The organism is Sulfitobacter noctilucae, from assembly GCF_000622365.1.
Lineage (GTDB): Bacteria > Pseudomonadota > Alphaproteobacteria > Rhodobacterales > Rhodobacteraceae > Sulfitobacter > Sulfitobacter noctilucae.
In genome coordinates this window covers 168,015-189,728 of the sequence record NZ_JASC01000004.1, presented here as the reverse complement: position 1 = coordinate 189,728, position 21,714 = coordinate 168,015, and the positions used below count along the sequence as shown (strand labels likewise).

The following is a 21,714-nucleotide window of genomic DNA, read 5'->3' as shown; positions in this document are numbered from 1 at the left end:
TCAAGTAGGGTGACAGCCACGGCCGGCAAGGCTTGAACGTTTCGGGTGACCAAACCGATGGCCACATCTACGCGGACATCTCGGGGACGGTCAGTCGACGCTTGCAGGCGGAAACTGGGTCGCCTTCCAAGAAAACTCATCTCTCTACCTGCAGCAGAACACACTGCAGATCAGCACGCCGAGATAAGTTGGGAACCAAAAAGTAACTTTTCAGTTATCACCGTACGGCTCGCATTCGCGGCCCTGAAAAAGCAAAATCGTTGGAGGCTGGTATGCGCATCATGCATATTTCGCTGGGCGGATGTCTATCCGCCCCGCCCGTTAAGTACGGCATAACGGATGATACTGGTGGCCATATTGCCTATGTCCTTGGTGCTGCACTGGCCCAAGCGAAGCTTCCCGAAATTGAGAACGTGACGATCGTCACCCGGCTTTTCGACGCGCCAGAGCTGGGCCCAATATTTGCTGAATGCGAGGAAGAGATTGCACCCAAGTGTCAGGTGGTCCGCCTGTCGTCTAATCGGACTGAGTATCTGGAAAAGGATGACCTCGTTGGAGAGCTGCCATCCTTGCGGATTGCCTTGCTAGAGATGCTTGAGAAGTTGGGTGATGCGCGGCCGGATGTGATCCATGCCCATTTCGCCGATGCGGCGGAACTGGCATTGGCGGCGCGACAGAAGTTCGGAATTCCGGTGCTTTATACCGCGCATTCATTGGGCTCGGAAAAGCTTGCCCCGGGGGAGGAACCCACAGACGCATTGAAGGCGCGAATTGCGCGGGAGACCCTAGCACTAAAGAAAGCCGATGCGATTATCGCGTCATCTCGGGATGAGTTGGAACGACAGATTCCGAAACTTGCGCCGGATGCCGAGGGTCGAGGTCAACGGATCGCGCCCGGCGTTTCGGTGCCGAAAACAGGTGATCCGAGCTGCGCGCGCGAGATGCTAAGCGGCTTTTTGCGGGATACAGACAAACCCATCATCCTCGCCATCGCACGACCCATCCGGAAAAAGAACCTGCGCCGGCTCATCGACGCCTATGCCGCCGATACGGTTCTGCAGGAACGTGCAAATCTGGTGATTGTTGCGGGACTGCGTGATGGGTTGAGGCAAAAGAGCAATGAGCGGGATGAAGTAATTGCCGGCTTGTTCGACGGGATTGACCGTCATGATCTGTGGGGCAAAGTGGCGCTGCCACGGCAACACACTGCACGGGATATAGGCGACCTATACGCGCTCGCGGCCGAAGGTGGGGTGTTTTGCAATCCAGCTTTCCACGAACCTTTCGGCCTGACCCTGATCGAAGCGGCTCAAGCTGGCGTGCCTTTGGTTGGGACGCAATCAGGCGGTCCATCCGACATTATCCCCGAACTGGGGTTCGGTGCGTTGGTTGACCCCTGTGATGCCGCGGACATTGGCCGCGGTCTGCGGGAAATTCTGACCGCACCCGCGCGTGAGTTCGCGGCTCGCAGAGCACGCAATATCGCCCGACAGATCTACGATTGGGACACATGGGCCATCCACACTCAAAAATTGATAAATTCGGTGACGAAATTGCAACGGCCCGCGGTAGTACGTGATTCCTCACCCGATCATCTCTTGGCTTCTGATATCGACAACACCTTGACGGGTTGCCGCAAAAGCGCCCGCGTTTTCGCCCGATGGCTGTCGCAGGAAAACGGAAGACTTGCCTTTACGGTCGCCACTGGCCGCTCGGTGGTCGAGGCGCAGCGCGTGCTGGCGGAGTGGGACCTGCCGATACCCGATACAATCATCAGCTCCACAGGCACGGAGATTTGGCGCCAAACGGGCCATGGTTTTGATCTTTGCAGAGACTACGCAGAAAGTATCGCGCAGGGTTGGGATGGGCAGGCGGTCCGGGCAGCCTTGGATAGCCTCGATGTGGCGTTCCAGCCGGTTTATGAGCAAAGGCGCTGGAAGGTCAGCCTGTTTGGAAAAGCCGAAGACGTCCCGGCTCTCTCTGCCCGTTTGGACGGGGTTGACGTCCAGGCGCGCATCATTCCTTCGCACGGCAGGTTCATCGATATCATCCCCGCTTCGGCAGGTAAGGCGGCCGCTATCCGTTTTGAAGCAATACGCCGTGGCCTTTCAGAGGATCAGGTGATTGTAGCCGGCGACAGTGGGAACGATCTCGACATGCTGTCGTGGTTTGAACGCGCCGTCCTGCCAGCCAACGCGCTGCAAGAACTGGACGGTCTGATATCGTGCTACCGGTCGCCGCATCAGCACGCGGCGGGGGTGCTTGATGGTATGCAAAACTACCGTACACCTCATCCGATGCTGATTGCGGGCGAATAATTATGAGGGATTTTCCAGATCAGCCAATTCGTCCATTTGGATATTTTGTGCATCATCAGGGGCGGGGCCATGCCGAACGTTGCGCCGCTGTCGTCAACGCACTGCCGATGGAGCGCCCGGTGCGCATTTTTTGCGCGCGTGACGATATTTTCCCACAACTGCGCAAGAACGTGACTGTGCAAAAGCTGCCCTCGTTGTTTGAACCCCAAGGAGATGAGCCAGAAGGCGCGGCGTTGCTACCTACGCCCGATACGACGCATTGCGCGCCGGTCGGCTGGTCCGGTATTCGGATGGCGATGTCGTCGATGGTATCCTTCTTCGCCGCAGAAGCGCCGGAATTAATGATTGTCGATGTCTCTGCCGAAGTCGCACAGCTAGCGCGTCTGTGTTCGGTCCCTCATGTAAAGATCTTGCAACATGGCGACCGCAGCGATCCGGGTCACCAAGCTGCATATGACGGTTCTGCGGGCCTGCTCGCGCCGTTTCATGCCGATTTGGCGCAAAAGGATTGGCACACTTGGAATGACAGGACCCACTTCGCGCCGGGACTTGGCGTGAATGTCTCGATGCCCACCACTCAGGACGCGCGGAAAAAGCTTAAGCTGAGTAAGCGTCCTATGGCACTTATTGTCTGTGGTGGTGGGGGCAATGGAATATCTGAAGCGGCGCTGGGCGTTGCCGCACGGAGCTATCCGGAGATGGATTGGATCACCATCGGAGAGGTGCAGCGTGATTGGCATGCGACCCTCCCGCCGAACCTGTGCCACCGTGGTTGGGTTGATAACGCGCCAGATTATATTGCGGCTGCGGATCTGGTGATTTCGTCAACAGGTAACACCACCTGCGCCCAAGTGCTTACGGCCGCGAAACCTTGGATCGTTGTGCCGGAATGGCGATATTTTGACGAACAGGTCGAAAAGGCCGGTGCGCTGGGCCGCGCGGGCGCTGCGCTGCATTTACCCCATATGCCTGGTTCTTCGCACGCGTGGCGATTGGCAATTGATCAGGCGTATCAGCAACACGATCCTGCGCGGCAACGCGCTTTGGCAGGAAGCGCCGACGCGGCATCTCTCACGGCCGATTGGCTGCTTACCTTGGCCGACCGGCTGTGGGACCGGTCAGACAAATCTACATTCATCAAAGAGGTTCACCATGCGTAACGTATCCGTTTTGACCATCGCCCACGGCCGTGAGGCGCATCTGCACAATGTCATTCTAGGACTGACGCAGCAAACTGTCCCCCCGCGCGAATTGGTGATCGCTGCAATGCAAGACGATCCGTACGACAATTTGCCCGAGACAGATTTCCCGATCCATCAGGTTCAAGTCACCCGCCCGGACGGAGAGCTTGCTCTGGCCGCCGCGCGGAATGCTGCTGCTGCGAAAGCAAGCGGTGATATACTGGCCTTTGTCGATGTGGATTGTATTCCGCATCCCGAGTTGGTCGCCGATCTGGCTGGCGTTATATATGAAAAGCGCGGGCTGGTGATGGGAGAGGTCGCCTACCTTCCTCAGGGAGCCGTAGAAGATGGGCTGAACTTTGATGAATTCGAAGTGGTGGGTGTCAGACATTCCGACCGGCAAGGCCCTCCCGCGGAAGGTCTTCGTCGCTGTGAGGACTATCGCTGTTTCTGGTCGTTGAGCTTTGCCATGCACCGCACCGATTGGGATCGAAGCGGCGGTTTCGACGAAGGCTATTTCGGGTATGGCGGCGAGGACACAGATTTTGGCCGTGTGCTGGATGCACGCGGGATCGACATCTGGTGGATGAAAGGGGCTAAGGTCTACCATCAGTATCACGACCATTGCATGCCGCCGATCCATCATGTTGAAGCTGTCGTTCGGAACGCTGAATATTTCGCCACCCGCTGGGGCCACCGGACAATGGGACATTGGTTGCATGCGTTCCGGCTGATGGGGCTGATCGAAAACACAAACGAGGGCCTGAAAATTCTGCGCAAACCAAATGACGCAGATTTTGCCTTGTGTCGTCAGACTGGTGATATGCCTTACGCCAATTCCCGGCGGGTGATGGACAAGCTTTTGCGTGATTTCAATACCGAGGAAGAACGACGCGCCGCGGCTCGGGCCGGGGACGACCTTGTGTCAATGATAGCGGCGGAATGAAGCAATGAAGATTGCGGTCATCGGGCATATCCGCTTCCCAATTGCGCCTCCGTTCATGGGGGGGATGGAAGCACACTGCTGGCATTTGTGCCGCGGATTGCGGGCGAGGGGGCATGATGTCACCCTCTTTGCCGCGGGAGACAGCGATTGGGGAGGAAAGGTCGAACCCGTCATTCAGACGCATTATGACCGCGTGTATCCTTGGCACAAATGGCACGGCACACAGGAGTTGACGGATTATCTAGATCAAGCTTTCGAGCGGTTGCTACCGCGCATCATCGCGGGCGGTTTCGATGTCGTACATAACAACTCTCTGCATCGGTTTCCGCCGCGTTTTGCCACCCGCGACCGCATCCCCATGGTTACATCTTTGCATGTGCCACCGTTCAAGGTCCTCAAGCGTGCCGTAGCCGATGGTGGAACCCCCTGGTCGCTCTTTACAACCTGCTCCAAACGGCAGTTATCGGCTTGGTTTGATACTGCCGACGCACCGTTTGCTCGGGTTGTTCCCAACGGCATTGATCTGGATGCCTGGCCATTCTGCCCGGAAGGAGACGGAACCGCCGTCTGGATGGGGCGCATTACGCCGACCAAGGGAACGCACCTGGCCGTGCAGGCCGCACGTTTGGCCGGGATTCCGCTCAGGTTCTACGGCACTATCGAGAACCAAACCTATTTTGATGAAGAGATTGCGCCCCTATTGAGCGCTGACGTACAATACGGCGGCTTGTTGAAAGGGGCGGATCTGGCCCGCGAAATTGCCCGCTCTTCTGTTTTACTGTTCACCCCTCTTTGGGATGAACCTTTTGGCCTGGCCGCGATCGAGGCTATGGCATGCGGCCTTCCGATTGCTGCAATCGAGAATGGCGCAATTCGCGAGGTTGCCGGTGATGTTGCAGAATACGCAACAGCGGATGCCGGTGATTTGGCGAGGGCATTGAAGAGTGTGCTCAAAATTTCAAGGAACAAGGCGCGGCAACGTGCAGAGCAGTTGTTCACATTGGATCAGATGCTGTCAGCATATGAGGCGCTTTATGCCCGGGCCATCGACGGCACCGGGGAAGGGTTCGAGCCCCCGCCTTTCGAACCACTCCAGCTGCCGCCTTTTGAGAGCCTCGCGTCGCGGTCTGTGGCATGATCATACGGCTATTTTTGCTGGGCGACGATCTGGCAGCAGCGTCAGACATGGTGTTGGAAGAGCGAATGGCGCCACATTGCGAAGCTCAAAGGCCCATCGGTGGCCAAGCAAGCGTATTGATGCAACAATCCCTCTGCGACTTGCAGGGTGGAGATTTTGCGAAAGCCGGGGTGATGTCATTGGAAAAGAGGATAAAGATGTACGAGTGCAGCCAAGGTAATTTGTCGAATCGTGAGCAGGCTATTCTCTGATGTGGGATGACTTGCTGACAGAGTTTACCTTGGATCCCAGTCTGCCTCTCGCTGTCGTGGTAGCCCGCACATTGGCGACCGTGGTGTTCTGCGGCCTCATCGGGCTTGAGCGTGAATCCTTGCAGCGTCCAGCAGGCCTGAGGACGCATATGTTGATTGGTCTGGCCGCCTGTGTCTACTGCCTGCTGACACTTGCACTACTATCCCGGGTGGGCGACTTCGGTGAGACCGTGAGAATGGATCCCTTGCGCATTATCGAAGCGGTCACGGGTGGCGTCGCCTTCTTGGCGGCGGGATTGATCGTGTTTTCCCAAGGCAAGGTGCGTGGTCTGACGACTGGTGCCAGTATGTGGGTCGCCGCCGCCATCGGAGTGGCCTGTGGTTTGGGGGAATGGTCCATTGCCGGTATGACGGTCCTTTTGGCGCTGATCATCATCACCCTGATCCGCAAACTTGAACAGCGGGCAGGGACCTATGACGACGACTGAGCGCGGCTCGTTGTCGTGAAAGACAAGCGCGTTTGGTGTGAATGGACCGGATAACCCACTGACCCTGCCCGGGGAGATCGAAAGGTTCCGGGCGAGACATCGCTGGCATCAAGATTCCGGATCGCACAAACTGAATGGGGAGTATCGCAAAGATGGATGGCGGAACGTCAAAGGACAACAAGCCCTTGGTTGTGATCACCGGGGCCGCCGGAAATATCGGCACCGCGCTGACCCGCGCATTGCAAAAAGACTATACCATCGTTGGTCTTGATACGAACACCGAAAGCGATCTTTGCGAGATAATAGAAATTGATCTGACGCAGGATGCGTCGGTCGAATTGGCGCTGAAAACACTGCAGGAAAACCACGGCAAGCAGATTGCATCAGTCATTCATCTGGCAGCCTATTTTGACTTTTCCGGCAAAGAAAGAGACCTTTACCGAGAGGTCAACGAGGATGGCACCCGCCGCCTGCTGCAAGGGCTTCAGGCCTTCAATGTGGCGCAATTTATCTATTCCAGCACGATGCTGGTGCATGCCCCAATCCACCCCGGTGAAGTGATCGACGAGGACAGCCCTCTCGGCCCCGGATGGGCCTATCCGAAGTCCAAGGCGCGCACGGAGAAGGTCATAAAAGAGACAGCGGGAAACATTCCATATGTGCTGCTGCGACTGGCCGGGCTTTACGACAGCGAAAGCGCTGTTCCGACGCTAAGCCAGCAGATCGCCCGCATCTATGAGCGTGATTTGAAAAGCTATGTTTATTCCGGCGATTTGAATGCCGGTCAGGCGTTTCTGCATCGCGATGATATGATCGATGCCTTCAAACGCACCGTTGATCGACGTGACCGCATCGACAGCGGCACGGCAATCCTGATCGGAGAGCCTTACGGGCTGGGCTATCAAGCCCTGCAGACCCGCATCGGAGAGTTGATCCACGGGGCAGACGAATGGGCAACACTTGTCGCACCGGGACCCGCGGCCAAACTCGGTGCCTGGGTCGAAACCAAGGCCGAGCCGATCATTCCCGATGCCTATGACGAGGGCGAGAAGCCTTTCATCAGGCCGTTCATGATTGACATGGCCTCTGATCACTATGCGCTGGACACAAGCCGCGCGCGTGATGTGCTGGGGTGGACGCCGGATCACAATATCGAAGACGGGCTTGCAGCGCTGGTCGCGGCACTCAAGGAGGATCCGCCGGGTTGGTATGAGGGCAACGGCATCCATCAGCCGCCTTGGATGGTGGCAGCTGCCGAACGGGGCCGCGACGCCGAAGACATTCGCGCCGCGCATGAATTGAAATACCGCAAAGCGCATCAATCGAACCTTTGGGCGCACTGGGCGAATATGGCGCTGGCGTTCTGGTTGCTAACCTCGCCGCCCCTTCTGGGCTACGCCGGCACATGGATGGCCTGGGGCGACTATGTGACCGGCGCACTTTTGGTCCCGTTCTCGTTTCTGGCGATGTCCTGGCGGCTGTCTTGGGCGCGGTTTGCCTGCGCTTTGATCGGGGTCTGTCTGTTGATGGTGCCGCTTGTCACATGGACGGACAGTGGTGCTGCTTATCTGAACGCGACGATCTGCGGTATTTTGATTATCTCGTTTGCGATAGCGCTTCCACCCGCGCCGGGGGTGTCGGCTACAGCCGACCAGACCGGACCGATGGTACCGAAGGGATGGGACTACAATCCGTCCAGCTGGTTGCAACGCATACCGCTGATCGTGCTGGCGCTGGTGGGGCTATTGGGGTCCCGCTACATGACCGCGCACCAATTGGAGGCAATCCCCGGCGTTTGGGACCCGTTTTTCAGCGGCATGCCGGGTGATGGCAAAAACGGCACCGAAGAGGTGATCACCTCGGATGTGTCAAAGGCTTGGCCGATACCCGACGCAGGGATCGGTGCCGTGACCTATGCGCTGGAAATAATCGTGGGCTTGATCGGGGCACAGAACCGGTGGCGCACGATGCCGTGGTTGACGTTGCTCTTCGGGCTGATGATCGTGCCATTGGGGGCCATTTCGATCTTCTTCATCATTATTCAACCCATTCTGATCGGAACCTATTGCACCTTATGTCTGCTGCTGGCCGCTGCCATGCTGGTGCAAATCCCGTATTCGGTGGATGAGCTGGTCGCGACTTGCCAATTCCTGCGCCGTCGCAAAAACGAGGGCCAACCGTGGCTGCGCGTGTTCCTTACCGGCGACACCGATGAGGGTGCCACCTCGCATCAGGGTGACGATTTCGAACAGGCCCCAACTGTGCTGATCAAGGACATGCTGACGGGTGGTTTGCAAGTGACCTGGCCGCTGGCAGGCATGGCCATCGTGTCGATCTGGCTGATGCTGGCGCCCTGGGCCATCGGCGCGTCGGGTGGTATGGCGTCGGTCAATCATATCGTCGGGGCGCTGGCCCTAACGGTGACCATAACCGCGGTTGCAACCGTCGCACGGGCGTTTCGCTTGGTAAATATCATGCTGGGTCTGGTCCTGCTCGCAGCGCCATTCTTCTATGATACGCCGCTGCTGATCTTGGCCAATTCGGCGATCTGCGGGCTGGCGCTTGTCGCCTTGTCGATCCCGCGCGGGCCGGTGCGCTCAAGCTACGGTACATGGGATAGGATGATCTTTTAGGAGCAGCCTGCCAACAGCACGGGAAACAGCGACCAAAGCATCGCTACAATGGCTGTCCAGCCTAGGGTCAGGGCGATGCGCTGAAGGGTCGCCGATGCCGACGGCCAGTGATGCAAGCCGCCCAGCACTATGGTCTGTATCAATATTGCCACAATCCATGCGCCGGTCAGAAGGCCGCTGGCAGGCAGCGATGCCAGCAAATTGGAATGTTGCGAACAGGTCAGCCCGTGCAGTCCGTAGATCGCGCTGAATGTCGCAACCCAAACCAGAAGCGGCAGCAAGATGCGCAGCAGATCCTTCATGTCAGCAGAGCCGGAAGATGCGCAATCGTGAGGCACAAGATGCCGACGGCGGCGGTATAGTCGACCCAAAGCCGAACGATGGCCGGTTCTGCACGGCGGGCCTGAGAGGTGTGGCCCTTTGCAATCCGCGCCCTTAAGAAACCCAACATCACACCCGTCACCGCCGCATGGAAAAATCCATAACCCCCCAGCACCAGCAATGTCGCGCCATAGGCGTGCATTGAAGGGTCAGGCGTGCGTAGCATCAAAGAGGCCAGACAGACTGCCAGCACAACGACTGCCACAAGGGCCATCGTGCAGGGGGCTGCAGCGGCCTGACCGCCGGCTACACGGGCACAGGTCATGCGGATCAGGATCGGGGCGGCAAGGGCTGCGGCAATACCAAAGGCAAGTTCGGGCAACCACAAGTCTAGCCAGACAGGCGGCGGCCAGCCCGGCGCAATAGTCCACAAAAAGGCGTATCCGAACAGAAGCGAGCCGAAAAATGTTGCGTTGGCGACCAATAGAAATGCGCTGCCCCACCAGCCTTGCGATTTGGCCGTTTCGGACGACAGCGGCAGATACATGTCGCGACCCACTGGCTGGGGGCCTGCGTCGTTTCGTGCGCCAAGCTGCCATGCCCAGCGCCATGCAAGGGCAGCAACCCCGATTACCGCCAGCGGTGTGATCCAGTAGACTTTCAGAAGCAGCGACAAGAAGAACACCCCCGTCACAGCCGCCATTTTGATCGGCAGAAACGTGTTGGCCGGATAGACTACTACGGCTTCGGGCGTGCCGCTGGTCACATCAATCATCAACGTCTCGCGTCTGCCCTCTTGCGGATCACTAAGGTATCCCAGCCCGCGCGCCATTTCATCCGGCAACGTGGGGTTGTCGGTGTAGGGCGCGCGTGATGTGACATGCGGCAGGCTGGCGAAATTATAGGATGGCGGCGGCGACATTGTGGCCCATTCCAGCGTGCCTGCACCCCAAGGGCTGCGTGCACCGCGCACGGCGATGAACAGGTGGATGATGATATCGATCAACACCAGCGCCAGCCCGATGGCCATGATGAAACTGAAAACCGATGCAGTCAGGTTGATCGCGGTCCATCCCGCATCAACGTCGTATGTGTGGATGCGGCGGCGCTGGCCGAGCAGGCCCAGAACGTGCATGGCCAGAAACGTCCCGTGAAAACCGGTGAAGATCAGCACAAACGCGGTCTCGCCCAGCTTGAAGAACCGCTTGCGGCCGGTGACCAGCGGCAGCCAGTAATACAACCCCGCAAGGATCGGGAACACGAAGCCGCCGAACAGCACGTAATGGAGATGCGCGGTGATAAAGGCCGTATCATGCACCTGCCAGTCGAATGGCACGATGGCCACCATCACACCCGTCAGACCACCGATCACGAAGGTGATGAAAAAGCCGAGGATATGCAGCATCGGCATATGGAGTTCTGGCCGCCCTTTCCACATCGTACCGATCCACGCGAACAACTGTACCGCCGTGGGCACCGCCACGAGGGTCGAGGCGGCAGAAAAGAACGCCACCCCCATGTGCGGGATGCCGGTCGTGAACATGTGATGCACCCATAATCCGAAGCTGAGGAAAGCCAACGCCACCACGCTCGCCACGATCCAGCCGTAGCCCAGCAGCGTTGTTCGGGCCATCACCGGGATCAAGGTTGACAGGATACCGGCTGCAGGCAGGAAGATGATGTAAACCTCGGGGTGGCCGAACAGCCAGAACAGGTGCTGCCAGAGCAGGCTGTCACCGCCAAGTTCCGCCTGAAAGAACGGCAGGCCGAAGGCGCGTTCCAGCTCCAGCAGGATCGAGCCCAGGATCAGTGGCGGAAAGCCGGTCAGGATCATCAGCGACGTGACAAGGATATACCAACCAAAGATCGGCATCTTGTCCAGCGACATGCCCGGTGCGCGGAATTTGAGGATCGACACGCAGAGTTCCACCGCAGCGCAGATTGCCGAGATCTCAACGAAGGTAATGCCGATCAACCAGAAATCCGTATTGATCCCCGGCGAATGGATGCCGCCCGTCAGCGGCGGATACATGAACCAGCCGCCATCCGGGGCCAGCCCCAACACCAGCGAGGCAAGCATCATTGCGCCCCCGAAGGCATAGCACCAGTAGCCGTAGGCGGTCAGGCGGGGATAGGCCAAATCACGTGTGCCTAGCATTTTGGGGATCAGATAAACGGCCATGCCTTCGATCGCGGGGATCGCGAACAGGAACATCATGATTGTTCCGTGCATGGTGAACAGTTGGGCGTAAACCTCTTCGCTGGCCCAAGCGGAATGGGGCGTGGCCAGCTGCGCACGGATCAACATCGACAGAACACCCGCGACACCGAAGTAGAAAAACGCAGTCACTAGAAACATGCGGCCCAGATCGGTGTGGCTGACAGTATTGAACCAGCCGCGAAACCCTTTGTCGGAGGCCCAGATTGCGTCAAGTTTGCGGTGACGTTGCAGGGCGTTCATTCGGTTTCTCCACGCAGGAATTCTTGCCAGCCGTCGGCGTCATGGGCCTGAACCGTGAACCGAAGGTCAAGGTAGCCCGGCCCGCTGTATTCGGCGCTGCGGCCTTGATAAACGCCCGGTGTATCTGCTTCGATGCGAAGCCTGTTCACGTGGCCCGGAATCGCGTCGATCTTGCCGGCCAGTCGCGGCACCCAGAAGCTGTGAATGATATCGCCTGTGGTGATCGCCACCTCGACGTCACGCCTGGCGGGAATATGCAGCACATCTTCGGTGTCGTCGCGCGCGTCGTAGCCGAAGGTCCAACCGGCCAATGTCGCCTTTGCCGTAACCTGCACAGGTGTCTCCGAAGGTGCCGTCAGACGCGCACCTGTGGCGACGCCGTACGACAGCAGCGCGGCGAGCACCGCCACGGAAAAACCCAAGCCCAGTCCGACGATCCAGGTGCGTTCCATTCGCACATCATCGTGCTGGCGCCTGTCAGGGCGGAACGACAGCGCCAACAGAATGGTTACAAATACAAGGATGGCAAAGGAACCCCCCAGCATGATCCACCAAAGTGTTGCGATCTCGCGGGCGGCGGGTCCGGCGGGGTCAAGCATCGACAGGGGACCTTTGCAGCCTGTAGACAGAAACAAAGCCCCGACCCACAGGAGCCTGATATGAGCGATAACAAAGCGATCCAGCAGCCGAATGACGCCACCGACCATCCTGAGCTGATCGACCCCATTCCCGAGCTTCCCGGTCACGATTCCACCGAATCCCGCGTCGCCATCTTTGGTCATCCGATCCATGCCATGAGCGTTGCATTCCCCGTGGCGCTGACGTTCTGCGGGTTTGGTGCGGATCTGATGTATTGGTTCACCGGAGAGGCCTTTTGGGCACGAGCAGCCCTCTGGGCCATCGGCACGGGGTTCTTCTTTGGCATGTTCTCGGGCTTTTCGGGCACCGCCGAAATTTTGTTCGTTCCGGGCATTCGTGCGCGTGCGCCTGCCTGGACGCATTTCATCATCGCTGTGACCGCGCTTGCGCTGATGGGGGCCAACTGGGGCCACCGTCTGTCGGGATACGAGACCGCTGTGCTGCCTTGGGGTATCACCCTGTCGGCGCTCAGCGTGTTGGTCGTGATGGTCACGGGGTGGCATGGCGGCAAGCTCGTCTTTAATTACAATCTGGGAACGTCGAGGGGAAAATCGGCGTCCAAGGGTTCTTGAAGCCAGTCGGGGAATGCCAGCCAGCCGAGATCAGGTTTGGCCAGCACTAGAAACAGGATGAATGTAGCGGGAACCAGTATGGCGGCGATGGGCAGCCAGGGGTGGGGTGGACGCTTGCGGCCTGCGCTATCGGCGACCGAAACAAGAACCTCGCCGATCCAGATGTGTGCCGACACCAGCAACATTACAAAGAACAGCTTGGCATAGAACCACGGGAAAAACGTGCCACGCATGAAGATAAGCCAAGTGCCGGCGATTACGGTCAGCACGGCAGCGGGCGTCACGGCCAGCGTATAGGTCAGATGGGTGGCCCTGCGGATGCGATGGTAATCGACCTGACTGACCGCAGGATCGTGCAGCGCCAGCATTAAGGACATGCCAATCAGCCCGCCACACCAGACGATCAAACCAAAGATGTGCCCAGCTTTGAAAATCGGGATCAACCAGATCAGCCAGTCACTCATGCTTGGACGCGGCGCAGGTCCGTCCACCATCCCCGTGCCACAATGAAGCCCAGCACGGCATAAGCAACTCCCGCCGGACCCCACATGATCAAACCGCCAAGTTGCTGATCGACCAGCGGCTCCATGCCCCAGAGATAAGGGGAAACGACATGGGCGGCGTAAAGCGGGCTTGGCGCGAAAGTCAGAATTGCGCCCAGCATACCCATCTGGGCATAGGCGATCACAATAAACGACAGCGCGTCAATCGGAGGCCGGTTGGGGGCCATAACAGCCCGCCAGAACCAGATGGCCGTTGCCAGCAGGCTGATTTGCATGACCCAGTAGACTGCTACATTCGAAAGGGCGAGATCGTAGGCGGCCGGCAGGTGCCAGCCCCATAGGGCAATAGTGGACACAACCAGTGGAAAGGCCGGGTGGACAGGATGGCGCGCGGGACTGATCCGGGCCAACAGGGGTGCCGCCACCGCGATCAGCAGGACATGATGCACAACCCGCGCCGAGAACAGCGTCGACGATAGCGCACAAAGTGGCGACACGAACGCAACAAACAACACTGCGACTGCCCAAAGTCCGGACGTAGTGTGCCGAACAGTCCAGCATGACACTGCCAAGACCGACAAAAGTACCGGGTCAAAGTTCCAGCTGTACCACAGCTGCGCTGGGCCTGGCGGCGGGCCGCAATAGATCGTATTCAATGTTTCGCTCAACACAGGGCATTGCTCCGATATTGCTGGTCGTCAGGGTCGCGCAGGTCAGGGTCATGGTCAACCAGTCAGCTGCAATGGCTCAGGCGGTTCTGCGCAATGCACCGCGCAAGGCGCACGCTTGCAACGGTTCGGTCACGCTTGGGGCAGGTGCATAGCCCATCCGTTCCATCGCGGCACTTTCGTTTGGATGCCTCTGGTGGGTCACTGACGCAGCTATCAGAGCGAACATTGCCCGTGTGTTTCCTGCCGCTTGTGACAATTCTGTCAAAGCGGGCAAGAGCACTTGTTCAATTTCGGAAAAGTCGGTGCCCAGCGGGAAGTCCGGCAATAGCGCAGGCTGATGCGGTGCCAGCCAGTTCTTGATTTTTTCAGGAAAATTGTTGCGGTGCGCCTCCGGCACTCGCCAGTTTGACGCCAGCTTTCCCGCCGCCTGAGCCTGTTTCACCAGATCGTCCTGAAACCGGCTGTCGGCAATGCAGATCAACCTTTGGATCACGGTTTCGTCGGTCTCGCCGCGCAGGTGCGCCGCGCCATATTCCGTTACCACCACATCGCGCATGTGACGCGGCACCGTCGTAACAGCCAACTGCCATACGATGTTTGAAGTCGTCGCGCCGCCGCTTTGTCGTGTGGCGGGCAAGGTCAGCACCGCTTGCCCATCTTCCAGCGCGAAGGCCTGTTCGAAAAAGTTGAATTGCCCGCCGACGCCGCTGACCACCTGACCGGGTTTGGCGGCATCTGACATTGCGTCGCCTAGAACGCTAACCTGCATAGCCCCGTTGATGAACCGCGCGTGGACCCGGGCCGCGCGTTTGGCGGCCTCATCGCCATAAAGCGCATTGGTAAAACTGACTGGCATCATGTGAATTTTGTCACGGGTTTGCGCCGGCATTGCCCGCAAGCGTTCGTACATGTCACGCGCTTCTACGAAAAAACCAGCGTGGATTACCGCACCGTCCACTTCGCGGCGCAGCACGCCGCCCTCGAACAACGCAAGCAATCCGCCCACCAGCATCTCGCTGACGGCATAAAGCCCTTCCTTAAAAGGCCGGGTATGCTCACCTTTTAAGGGAACGGGCGACGCTTTCCAGATATCACCTAATGCGTCGCGGTCTCGTAACAGCAGGACGTTTGCGACTGCATCGCCAATCGCCCCGATCCCGATCTGCAGAGTGCCCCCGTCGCGAACCAGTCGTGAAACGTGCAATCCGATGGCGTGTTGTGCGGGGGATACCGGGCGGCGGACGGCAGAAAAAAGGTCGATTTGCTCGTGCGGCGCAAGCATCATAGCAATCTCGTCCGCGCCAATTGCGGCAGGGCCACCCATGAAGGGAAGCTTGTCGCTAAGCTCAGCCACAGCGATGAAATCCATCCCGCCCTCTTTGCGCCTGGCGAACAGATCGGCGGAGATATCGGTGTTGCACGACATGCTGAATCCGTCCCCGTCGCGCGGCATCAGTTGCGCCAGTACATTGGGCTTTTGCGAGATCAGCACATCTCGCGCATAGGTGTAATTGGCGGAAATGTAGTGGCGCTGGGCATATTCGTTCCCCAACCAACTTCCCGCCTGAAAGAAAAACTCCGAGACCTCGATATTGTCAGGCAACTCGTCCCTCGCGATCAGGTCGGCATACAAGAGGGGCGGGGTCGTGCCGAACAGGCTGTCCAGCGCAGGCTCAAGAAACCGCCGTTCCATATCGGATGACGGTTGAGGCCGGCGGAGCGTCAGTGCCGTAAAAATTTTCAGGTCGAGCGACGTGTCCGACATTGCCGCCCGCACCAATGCGTTGACGAGTGTGACGGGCTTGCCGAGTCCTAGCGGCAAGGCGAGGCGCACTTTGCCATTCACCGCGTCGAAGATCGCACGGGCCATGGCATCCGCATCCGCAAATTCCTGTGGATGCTCAGTCAAGGTCGGACCAGCCAGCGTCGGGGGCAAATCGTGGGCCATGTGTCTCTTGCAGTTTGCGTAGAGCTTCGATGATTTCGGTGATACCGCGCGACTTGGCATAATTAATCGGACCGCCTCGAAACGGGGCCCAGCCCGTTGCAAATATCATTGCGCCGTCCAGTTGGTCGGCATCTCGCGCTACACCTTCGCGCAGCACCTCCGCGCAGGCATTCAGCATTGGCAGGATCAACCTGTCGGTCAGATCGTCCGGCGCGTCCGTAAGGTCAGCATCGGTGTAGGGCGTGCCATCGGACCAATCGTAAAACCCGTTGCCTGTTTTCTTGCCCAGGTCACCCCTTTCGACTTTTTGACGAAGATCGTCGTTGATCGGCGGCATTTTATCGCCAAGTTTTTCAGCCAGGCTTTCGGCCACGTGAAGTCCGATATCCAATCCTACCTGATCGGCCAGTGTGACCGGACCCATCGGCATTCCGAAACGCACCGCGGCCGTGTCGATAACCTCTTTGCTTACACCTTCGTCCATCAGAACCATCGCCTCGATCATATATGGCACAAGCGCTCGATTGACGACAAAACCGGGATAGTCTTGGACGGTCGCGGGCAGTTTGCCTATCGACCCGCAAAAGGCGGCTAGCCTTCGGGCGGTCTTGTCGGTGGTTGCGGCCCCTTTCACTACTTCGACAAGGTCGATCTTGGAAACGGGATTAAAGAAATGCAGCCCCGCAAAGCGCGACTTGGCGAGGACATTGCTTGCCAGATCGTCCACTGACAGGCTCGAGGTGTTCGTGGCAAGCAACGCGTCCTTCTTCAGCTTGCTCTTGATACCCTTGAATATCTTTTCCTTTATCTTTTTCTCCTCACTCGCGGCCTCAATCACAAGATCAGCACTGGCAATGCCGTATCCCTGTGGGTCAGGCATGAGGCGGTCGAGGGCGTCGCGTGTTTCGGTTCCGCTCAGATGCTTGTCATTGCAAATCTGCACCGCACGTTTAATCGCGCGGCCCAGTGCATCAGTATCAATGTCACCCAGCGTCACGATCTTGCCCCTGATCGCCGACATCGCCGCGATTTCCGATCCCATGGCACCGGCACCGACGACATGCACATGGGAGATGTCATCGTCACCATGCCCGGCCTCTTTCAGTCTTTGACGTAGGAAAAAGACGCGCCGCAGGTTCTTTGATGTCTCGCTGTCCAGCAGTTGTACAAAGCTTTCTATTTCCGCCCCTTGCATTTCCTCGCGGTCGCCACCGTGCTCTTCCCAAAGGTCGATCAGCGCGTAGGGTGCTGGATAGTGATCTTTCGGAGCTTTCTTTTCCGTCCGGCTGCGCATCTGCCGCGCGGCGATGGCGCGGGCCTGACCGAACTCAAACGCGCGGGATGTGACTCGGGGGTTGTGTTCGTCGACATCTCCATTGACCATTGCGGCAACGGCCGCCGCGACGTGGCGTTCCTCGATCACTGTATCGACAATGCCTTGGTCTTTGGCGCGTTTTGTATGCGCTGTCTTGCCGGTCAACATCATGGTCATTGCGTCGGTCGGACCGATCAGTGCGGGAAGCCGGAATGTGCCGCCAAGGCCCGGATGCAGGCCCAACTGCACTTCGGGAAAGCCGAAGGATGCACCGGGGGTCGCGATACGATAATCGCAGGCAAGGGCCAATTCGAACCCCGCGCCGAGGGCCGCACCGTGAACGACGCAAATTGTCGCGCAATTCAGATTTTCGATCCGGTCCAGTACCTTGTGGGCGTCGCTCAGCAGATCATCTGCACCGCTTCGACCCATTTCGTCGAAACTGCTGATGTCTGCCCCCGCTGCAAAACCTGTGTCTTTGGCCGAGCGTATGACCAGCGCTTTGGGTAAATCAGCTTCGGCCTCGGCAATATGGCGATCTAGCTCGCGGATCACAGCCTCCGAGATGGTATTGGTGCCACTGTCGGTTTTATCCAACACCAACCATAACACTCCCGCATCATCGCGACCCGTCCGCCAGTTACCATTCGCCTTATCGGTGGGGCCAAGCTCGAGTTTCGTCTCACCCAAAAAGTTCAGAACATGTCCGGTCATCACACGGCCTCCAGTAGCATGGCACCGCCAAGGCCACCGCCGATGCATTCCGTGGCGATGCCTCGTTTGGCACCGCGTTGCTTCATTGCATTAGCCAGATGCAACACGATCCGGTTGCCACTGGTGCCTACAGGGTGCCCCAGCGAGATTGCCCCGCCGTCAACGTTCAACCGGTCGCGGTCGATACGCCCGAAGGCAGCATCAAAGCCCAGAACCTCGCGGCAGAATTCGGTGTCGTTCCACGCGGCAAGGCAAGACAGCACCTGAGCTGCGAAGGCCTCATTGAGTTCCCACAATTCAATATCGTCGACCCCGAACCCGTGACGTTGCACAATCGGGGTGGCCGACATGACCGGCCCCAAGCCCATGATGGACGGATCGAGCCCAGCCCATTCGCTGTCTGTGACCTCCGCCAGTGGTTCTAGCCCGTGCAGCTCTACCGCTTGTTCGGACGCAAGAATACACCAGCTTGCACCGTCGGTAATCTGGCTCGAGTTGCCTGCGGTGACCTTGCCGTAGGGCGGTTCGAACACCGGTTTAGGCTTGGCGAGGCCCTCCATATCGCTGTCGGGGCGCACACCGTTGTCATGATCGTAGACAGTCCCGTCGCGGTCAAACGCGGGCATGAGCTCACCTTCCAACCGCCCCTCGGAATGAGCGGCAGCAAGACGGTGGTGGCTTTGCATCGCATAGGTATCGGCCGTCTTACGATCAATGTCGAAATGGTGCGCCAAGACTTCGGCTGTCTGGCCCATGCTCAGGGTTGTAATCGGGTCGGTTAACCCACGCTCAAGGCCAACGACAGGCTTAAAGAATTCAGGCCGGATGCCAGCCATAGCCTTTGCCTGTTCCAAGGGTCCCTTTGCGGCGTTCATCCGCCCGAACCATTCCACGGCAGACTGTCGCAAGGTCAGTGGTGCATGGCTCAACGCCTCGGTTCCGCCAGCAAGGATCATCTGATGGGATCCGTCGCGAATATAGCGGTAGGCCGTGTCGATGCTTTGCATTCCCGACCCGCAATTGATTTGAACAGAGAATGCCACCGTGTTTTCAGGCAAACCCAGCCGCAGGGCGGCAACGCGGGCGGGGTTCATTTCATCGGCGATCACGTTGACGCAGCCGAGGACCACTAGATCAAAGGCTGAGCGGTCGAACGGCTGTCGCGCAAGCAAAGGTCGCCCGCATTGTACTGCGAGATCGACGGGGGTGAACGGGCCGGGCTTGCCCTCTGCTTTCAAAAATGGGGTGCGTGCCCCGTCCACCAGAAAGACGCGCTGTCGGGCTTGAGCATTCATTCCGCGGCCTCCTTCGGGGTAAAGCTTTGCTGGGGAGGGGCGGGGAACAATGCGGCAAAATTTTCGGGCGCATATTCATCCACCGCAACGACTTCATCGACCAGCTTTTGCATCGTCTTGATGTCTGCCATTTCGGTGTTCGACAAGATACCGGCTTCCAAAGCTTGTTGCGGGGTCATCTTCGCCTCCCGCAACCGTTTCATCACGGGCGCCATTTCTGTGACCTTGGCGTAACACTCATTTAGCACCTGCACACCGTCGCGGTTGCAGCCGCTTGCGATGTGTCCGGTGATCCGGTTGCGGGTGGCACTGGGATCATAGAGCAGATCGCTGACCTCGGCAGTCAGACGGTCGTCGGGCTTGCGCTGATGGGACCCCGGTAGTGTGATCGCGCGCAGGATCCACGCGGCCCAGCGGGCAGGCATACTGGCGATCACCTCGTCCAGCGCGGTCTGGATGCTGTGGAATGCATCGGCAGCGACATAGCTGAGCACGGGCAAATCTGCATCCTGCCGCCCTTCATCTTCCCACCGTTTCAAGGCGGCAGAGAGGATATACATGTCGGATAGAATATCACCCATCCGGCCCGATATCATTTCTTTGCGCTTCAATGCTCCGCCCAGCGTCAGGAACAGGACGTCCGCCGTAAGGGCATAGGCAGCAGACCAGCGAGACAAGCGGCGGTAGATGGGCGTAGCCTTTCCTGCCGCGGGTGCAGGAGCGAAACGCCCCCCCGTCACAGCATGGCCGAAGGCGCGGAAGATGGTTTTTGTCGTGTGGCCGACATGGGCCCAAAAGCTCTTGTCAAAGGCGTCGAGGGACTTTTGCGGATCGTCTTCCTGCAGCGCCAGCACGTTGTCCAGCATATGCGGATGTGCCCGGATCGACCCCTGTCCGAAAATGATCAGACTGCGGGTTACAATATTGGCTCCCTCAACAGTGATGCCGATGGGTACCGCCCGGTATAGCGGAAGCAGGTAATTTGATGGGCCGTCGATCACCGCCTTGCCGGAATGAACATCCATTGCGTCGTCGACTGCCTCGCGCATGCGGAATGTCGCGTGGGCTTTCATGATGGCTGAAATAACAGACAATGCACGGCCCTCATCCAGCCCGGCGCAAGTCAGGTGGCGGGCAGCATCCATCGCATATGCGTCGGCTGCCAGTCGCCCCAGCCGGTTCTGGACGCCGCCGAATTTGCCAATCGGCATGTTGAATTGTTGACGAATGCGCGCGTAGGCCCCCGTTGTGTGGGCAGCGAGCGCAATTGCGGCGCACCCCATGGACGGCAGCGAGATACCCCGCCCAGCCGCCAGCGCAGACATCAACATCATCCAACCCTTGCCCGCGTACTCAGGCCCGCCGATGATGTTTTCTAGCGGTATGAACACATTTGTGCCAACAGTTGGACCGTTCATGAACATTGTGGATGATGGAATATGCCGATGGCCGGTATCGACACCGTCAAGATCGGTGGGCACCAAAGCGCAGGTGATGCCAATATCTTCGGTATCCCCGAATAATCCATCCGGATCGCGCAGTTTGAAGGCAAGGCCTAGTACCGTGCAGACAGGCGACAGGGTGATATACCGTTTGGCCCAATTCAGACGAATGCCCAAAACTTCTTCGCCCTGCCATTGGCCTTTGCAGATCACCCCCTCGTCAACCATCGCGCCGGCGTCGGACCCGGCCTCGGCACTGGTCAGGCCGAAGGCAGGTAACTCTGTACCCTCCGCCAATTTGGGGAGCCAGTAATGTTTTTGCTCGTCTGTACCAAACTGATGAAGCAGTTCACCCGGCCCGAGCGAATTTGGCACCATGACCGTGACGGCTACAGCGACCGAACGGGTTGAGATGTAGCGCACGATTTCCGAGTGAGCGAAGGCGGAAAACTCAAGTCCGCCGTGCTCTTTTGGGATGATCATGCCAAAGAACTTGTTGTCGCGGAGGAATTGCCAGACTTCGGCGGGCAGATCGCCGGTTTCGTGATTGATCTCCCAATCGTCGATCATGCCGCACAATTCCCGTAGCGGCCCGTCAAAGAATGCCTGCTCTTCTGCCGTTAATTCTGGTGCTTTGATCTTATGGAGCTTTGACCAGTCAGGGTTGCCGGAGAATAACTCGGCTTCCCACCAGACCTCCCCGGCGTTCAGCGCCTCGCTTTCAGTTTCAGACAGGGCGGGCAAAACGCCCTTGGCCCATGCGTGAATGGGCTTGGTGAGCGTGCGGGCGCGAAAACTGGTCATTTGGAAACCTCCGGCAGACAAACGTCCGACCGGATCATCGGTTCCGTATTGTCGCTCAAGGACCCGCGGTAGAA

At 58.5% G+C, this 21,714-nt stretch carries 17 protein-coding genes; 8 read left to right on the top strand and 9 right to left on the bottom strand.

Features of this window, described 5'->3' with window-relative positions; translation table 11 throughout:
• Positions 1-272 precede the first annotated feature (272 nt).
• The 7 genes from Z945_RS0105135 to Z945_RS0105105 all read left to right on the top strand — a co-directional run bounded on the left by Z945_RS0105135 (position 273) and on the right by Z945_RS0105105 (position 8,955).
• Positions 273-2,318 carry an HAD-IIB family hydrolase gene (locus tag Z945_RS0105135; RefSeq protein ID WP_025051043.1) on the top strand — a complete coding sequence of 682 codons (2,046 nt, stop codon included), beginning with the start codon at positions 273-275 and terminating at the stop codon, positions 2,316-2,318.
• 2 nt (positions 2,319-2,320) lie between these two features.
• On the top strand, positions 2,321-3,478 hold the full coding sequence (locus tag Z945_RS0105130) for a glycosyltransferase (protein ID WP_037970589.1): 1,158 nt from the start codon (positions 2,321-2,323) through the stop codon (positions 3,476-3,478).
• Entirely contained in the window at positions 3,471-4,445 is a 975-nt protein-coding gene (locus Z945_RS0105125) for a glycosyltransferase family 2 protein (protein WP_025051041.1), read from the top strand. The genes Z945_RS0105130 and Z945_RS0105125 overlap by 8 nt, the downstream gene beginning before the upstream one ends.
• 4 nt (positions 4,446-4,449) lie before the next feature.
• Positions 4,450-5,583, top strand: a complete 1,134-nt coding sequence (locus tag Z945_RS0105120; protein ID WP_025051040.1) for a glycosyltransferase family 4 protein — start codon at positions 4,450-4,452, stop codon at positions 5,581-5,583.
• Positions 5,580-5,834, top strand: coding sequence for a hypothetical protein (locus Z945_RS0105115; protein ID WP_025051039.1), 255 nt, complete (start codon positions 5,580-5,582; stop codon positions 5,832-5,834). Before Z945_RS0105120 ends, Z945_RS0105115 begins: the two co-directional genes overlap by 4 nt.
• Entirely contained in the window at positions 5,834-6,322 is a 489-nt protein-coding gene (locus Z945_RS0105110) for an MgtC/SapB family protein (RefSeq protein ID WP_025051038.1), read from the top strand. Before Z945_RS0105115 ends, Z945_RS0105110 begins: the two co-directional genes overlap by 1 nt.
• A 134-nt stretch (positions 6,323-6,456) precedes the next feature.
• Positions 6,457-8,955: a vitamin K epoxide reductase family protein gene (locus Z945_RS0105105; RefSeq protein ID WP_241434463.1), complete on the top strand. Its 2,499-nt coding sequence runs from the start codon at positions 6,457-6,459 to the stop codon at positions 8,953-8,955.
• Here Z945_RS0105105 and Z945_RS0105100 read toward each other — a convergent pair.
• Genes Z945_RS0105100 through Z945_RS0105090 form a run of 3 tightly spaced genes read right to left on the bottom strand, consistent with a single transcriptional unit; the run spans position 8,952 to position 12,336 of the window.
• Positions 8,952-9,257, bottom strand: coding sequence for a hypothetical protein (locus Z945_RS0105100; RefSeq protein WP_025051036.1), 306 nt, complete (start codon positions 9,255-9,257; stop codon positions 8,952-8,954). The two genes, Z945_RS0105105 and Z945_RS0105100, sit on opposite strands and share 4 nt — an antisense overlap.
• Positions 9,254-11,737: a cbb3-type cytochrome c oxidase subunit I gene (locus tag Z945_RS0105095; RefSeq protein ID WP_025051035.1), complete on the bottom strand. Its 2,484-nt coding sequence runs from the start codon at positions 11,735-11,737 to the stop codon at positions 9,254-9,256. The genes Z945_RS0105100 and Z945_RS0105095 overlap by 4 nt, the downstream gene beginning before the upstream one ends.
• The gene (locus Z945_RS0105090; protein ID WP_241434462.1) at positions 11,734-12,336 is read right to left on the bottom strand and encodes a cytochrome c oxidase subunit II; all 603 of its coding nucleotides are present in this window, start codon (positions 12,334-12,336) and stop codon (positions 11,734-11,736) included. Before Z945_RS0105090 ends, Z945_RS0105095 begins: the two co-directional genes overlap by 4 nt.
• Positions 12,337-12,396: 60 nt before the next feature.
• On the opposite strand from Z945_RS0105090, the gene Z945_RS19370 reads away from it, so the two are divergent.
• Positions 12,397-12,948, top strand: coding sequence for a DUF2231 domain-containing protein (locus Z945_RS19370; protein ID WP_052862608.1), 552 nt, complete (start codon positions 12,397-12,399; stop codon positions 12,946-12,948).
• On the opposite strand, the gene Z945_RS0105080 is transcribed toward Z945_RS19370, so the two are convergent.
• The 6 genes from Z945_RS0105080 to Z945_RS0105055 form a co-directional block, all read right to left on the bottom strand.
• Positions 12,900-13,412 (bottom strand): CopD family protein, encoded by a 513-nt coding sequence (locus tag Z945_RS0105080; RefSeq protein ID WP_025051033.1) that lies wholly within the window; start codon positions 13,410-13,412, stop codon positions 12,900-12,902. The two genes, Z945_RS19370 and Z945_RS0105080, sit on opposite strands and share 49 nt — an antisense overlap.
• Positions 13,409-13,966, bottom strand: a complete 558-nt coding sequence (locus tag Z945_RS0105075; protein ID WP_241434461.1) for a cytochrome c oxidase assembly protein — start codon at positions 13,964-13,966, stop codon at positions 13,409-13,411. Before Z945_RS0105075 ends, Z945_RS0105080 begins: the two co-directional genes overlap by 4 nt.
• 232 nt (positions 13,967-14,198) lie before the next feature.
• Positions 14,199-16,070 carry an acetyl-CoA hydrolase/transferase C-terminal domain-containing protein gene (locus Z945_RS0105070; protein WP_025051031.1) on the bottom strand — a complete coding sequence of 624 codons (1,872 nt, stop codon included), beginning with the start codon at positions 16,068-16,070 and terminating at the stop codon, positions 14,199-14,201.
• On the bottom strand, positions 16,024-18,099 hold the full coding sequence (locus tag Z945_RS0105065) for a 3-hydroxyacyl-CoA dehydrogenase NAD-binding domain-containing protein (RefSeq protein WP_025051030.1): 2,076 nt from the start codon (positions 18,097-18,099) through the stop codon (positions 16,024-16,026). Before Z945_RS0105065 ends, Z945_RS0105070 begins: the two co-directional genes overlap by 47 nt.
• Positions 18,099-19,394, bottom strand: coding sequence for an acetyl-CoA C-acetyltransferase (locus Z945_RS0105060; RefSeq protein WP_025051029.1), 1,296 nt, complete (start codon positions 19,392-19,394; stop codon positions 18,099-18,101). Before Z945_RS0105060 ends, Z945_RS0105065 begins: the two co-directional genes overlap by 1 nt.
• The gene (locus tag Z945_RS0105055; protein ID WP_025051028.1) at positions 19,391-21,640 is read right to left on the bottom strand and encodes an acyl-CoA dehydrogenase; all 2,250 of its coding nucleotides are present in this window, start codon (positions 21,638-21,640) and stop codon (positions 19,391-19,393) included. The genes Z945_RS0105060 and Z945_RS0105055 overlap by 4 nt, the downstream gene beginning before the upstream one ends.
• Between the last annotated feature and the right edge of the window lie 74 nt (positions 21,641-21,714).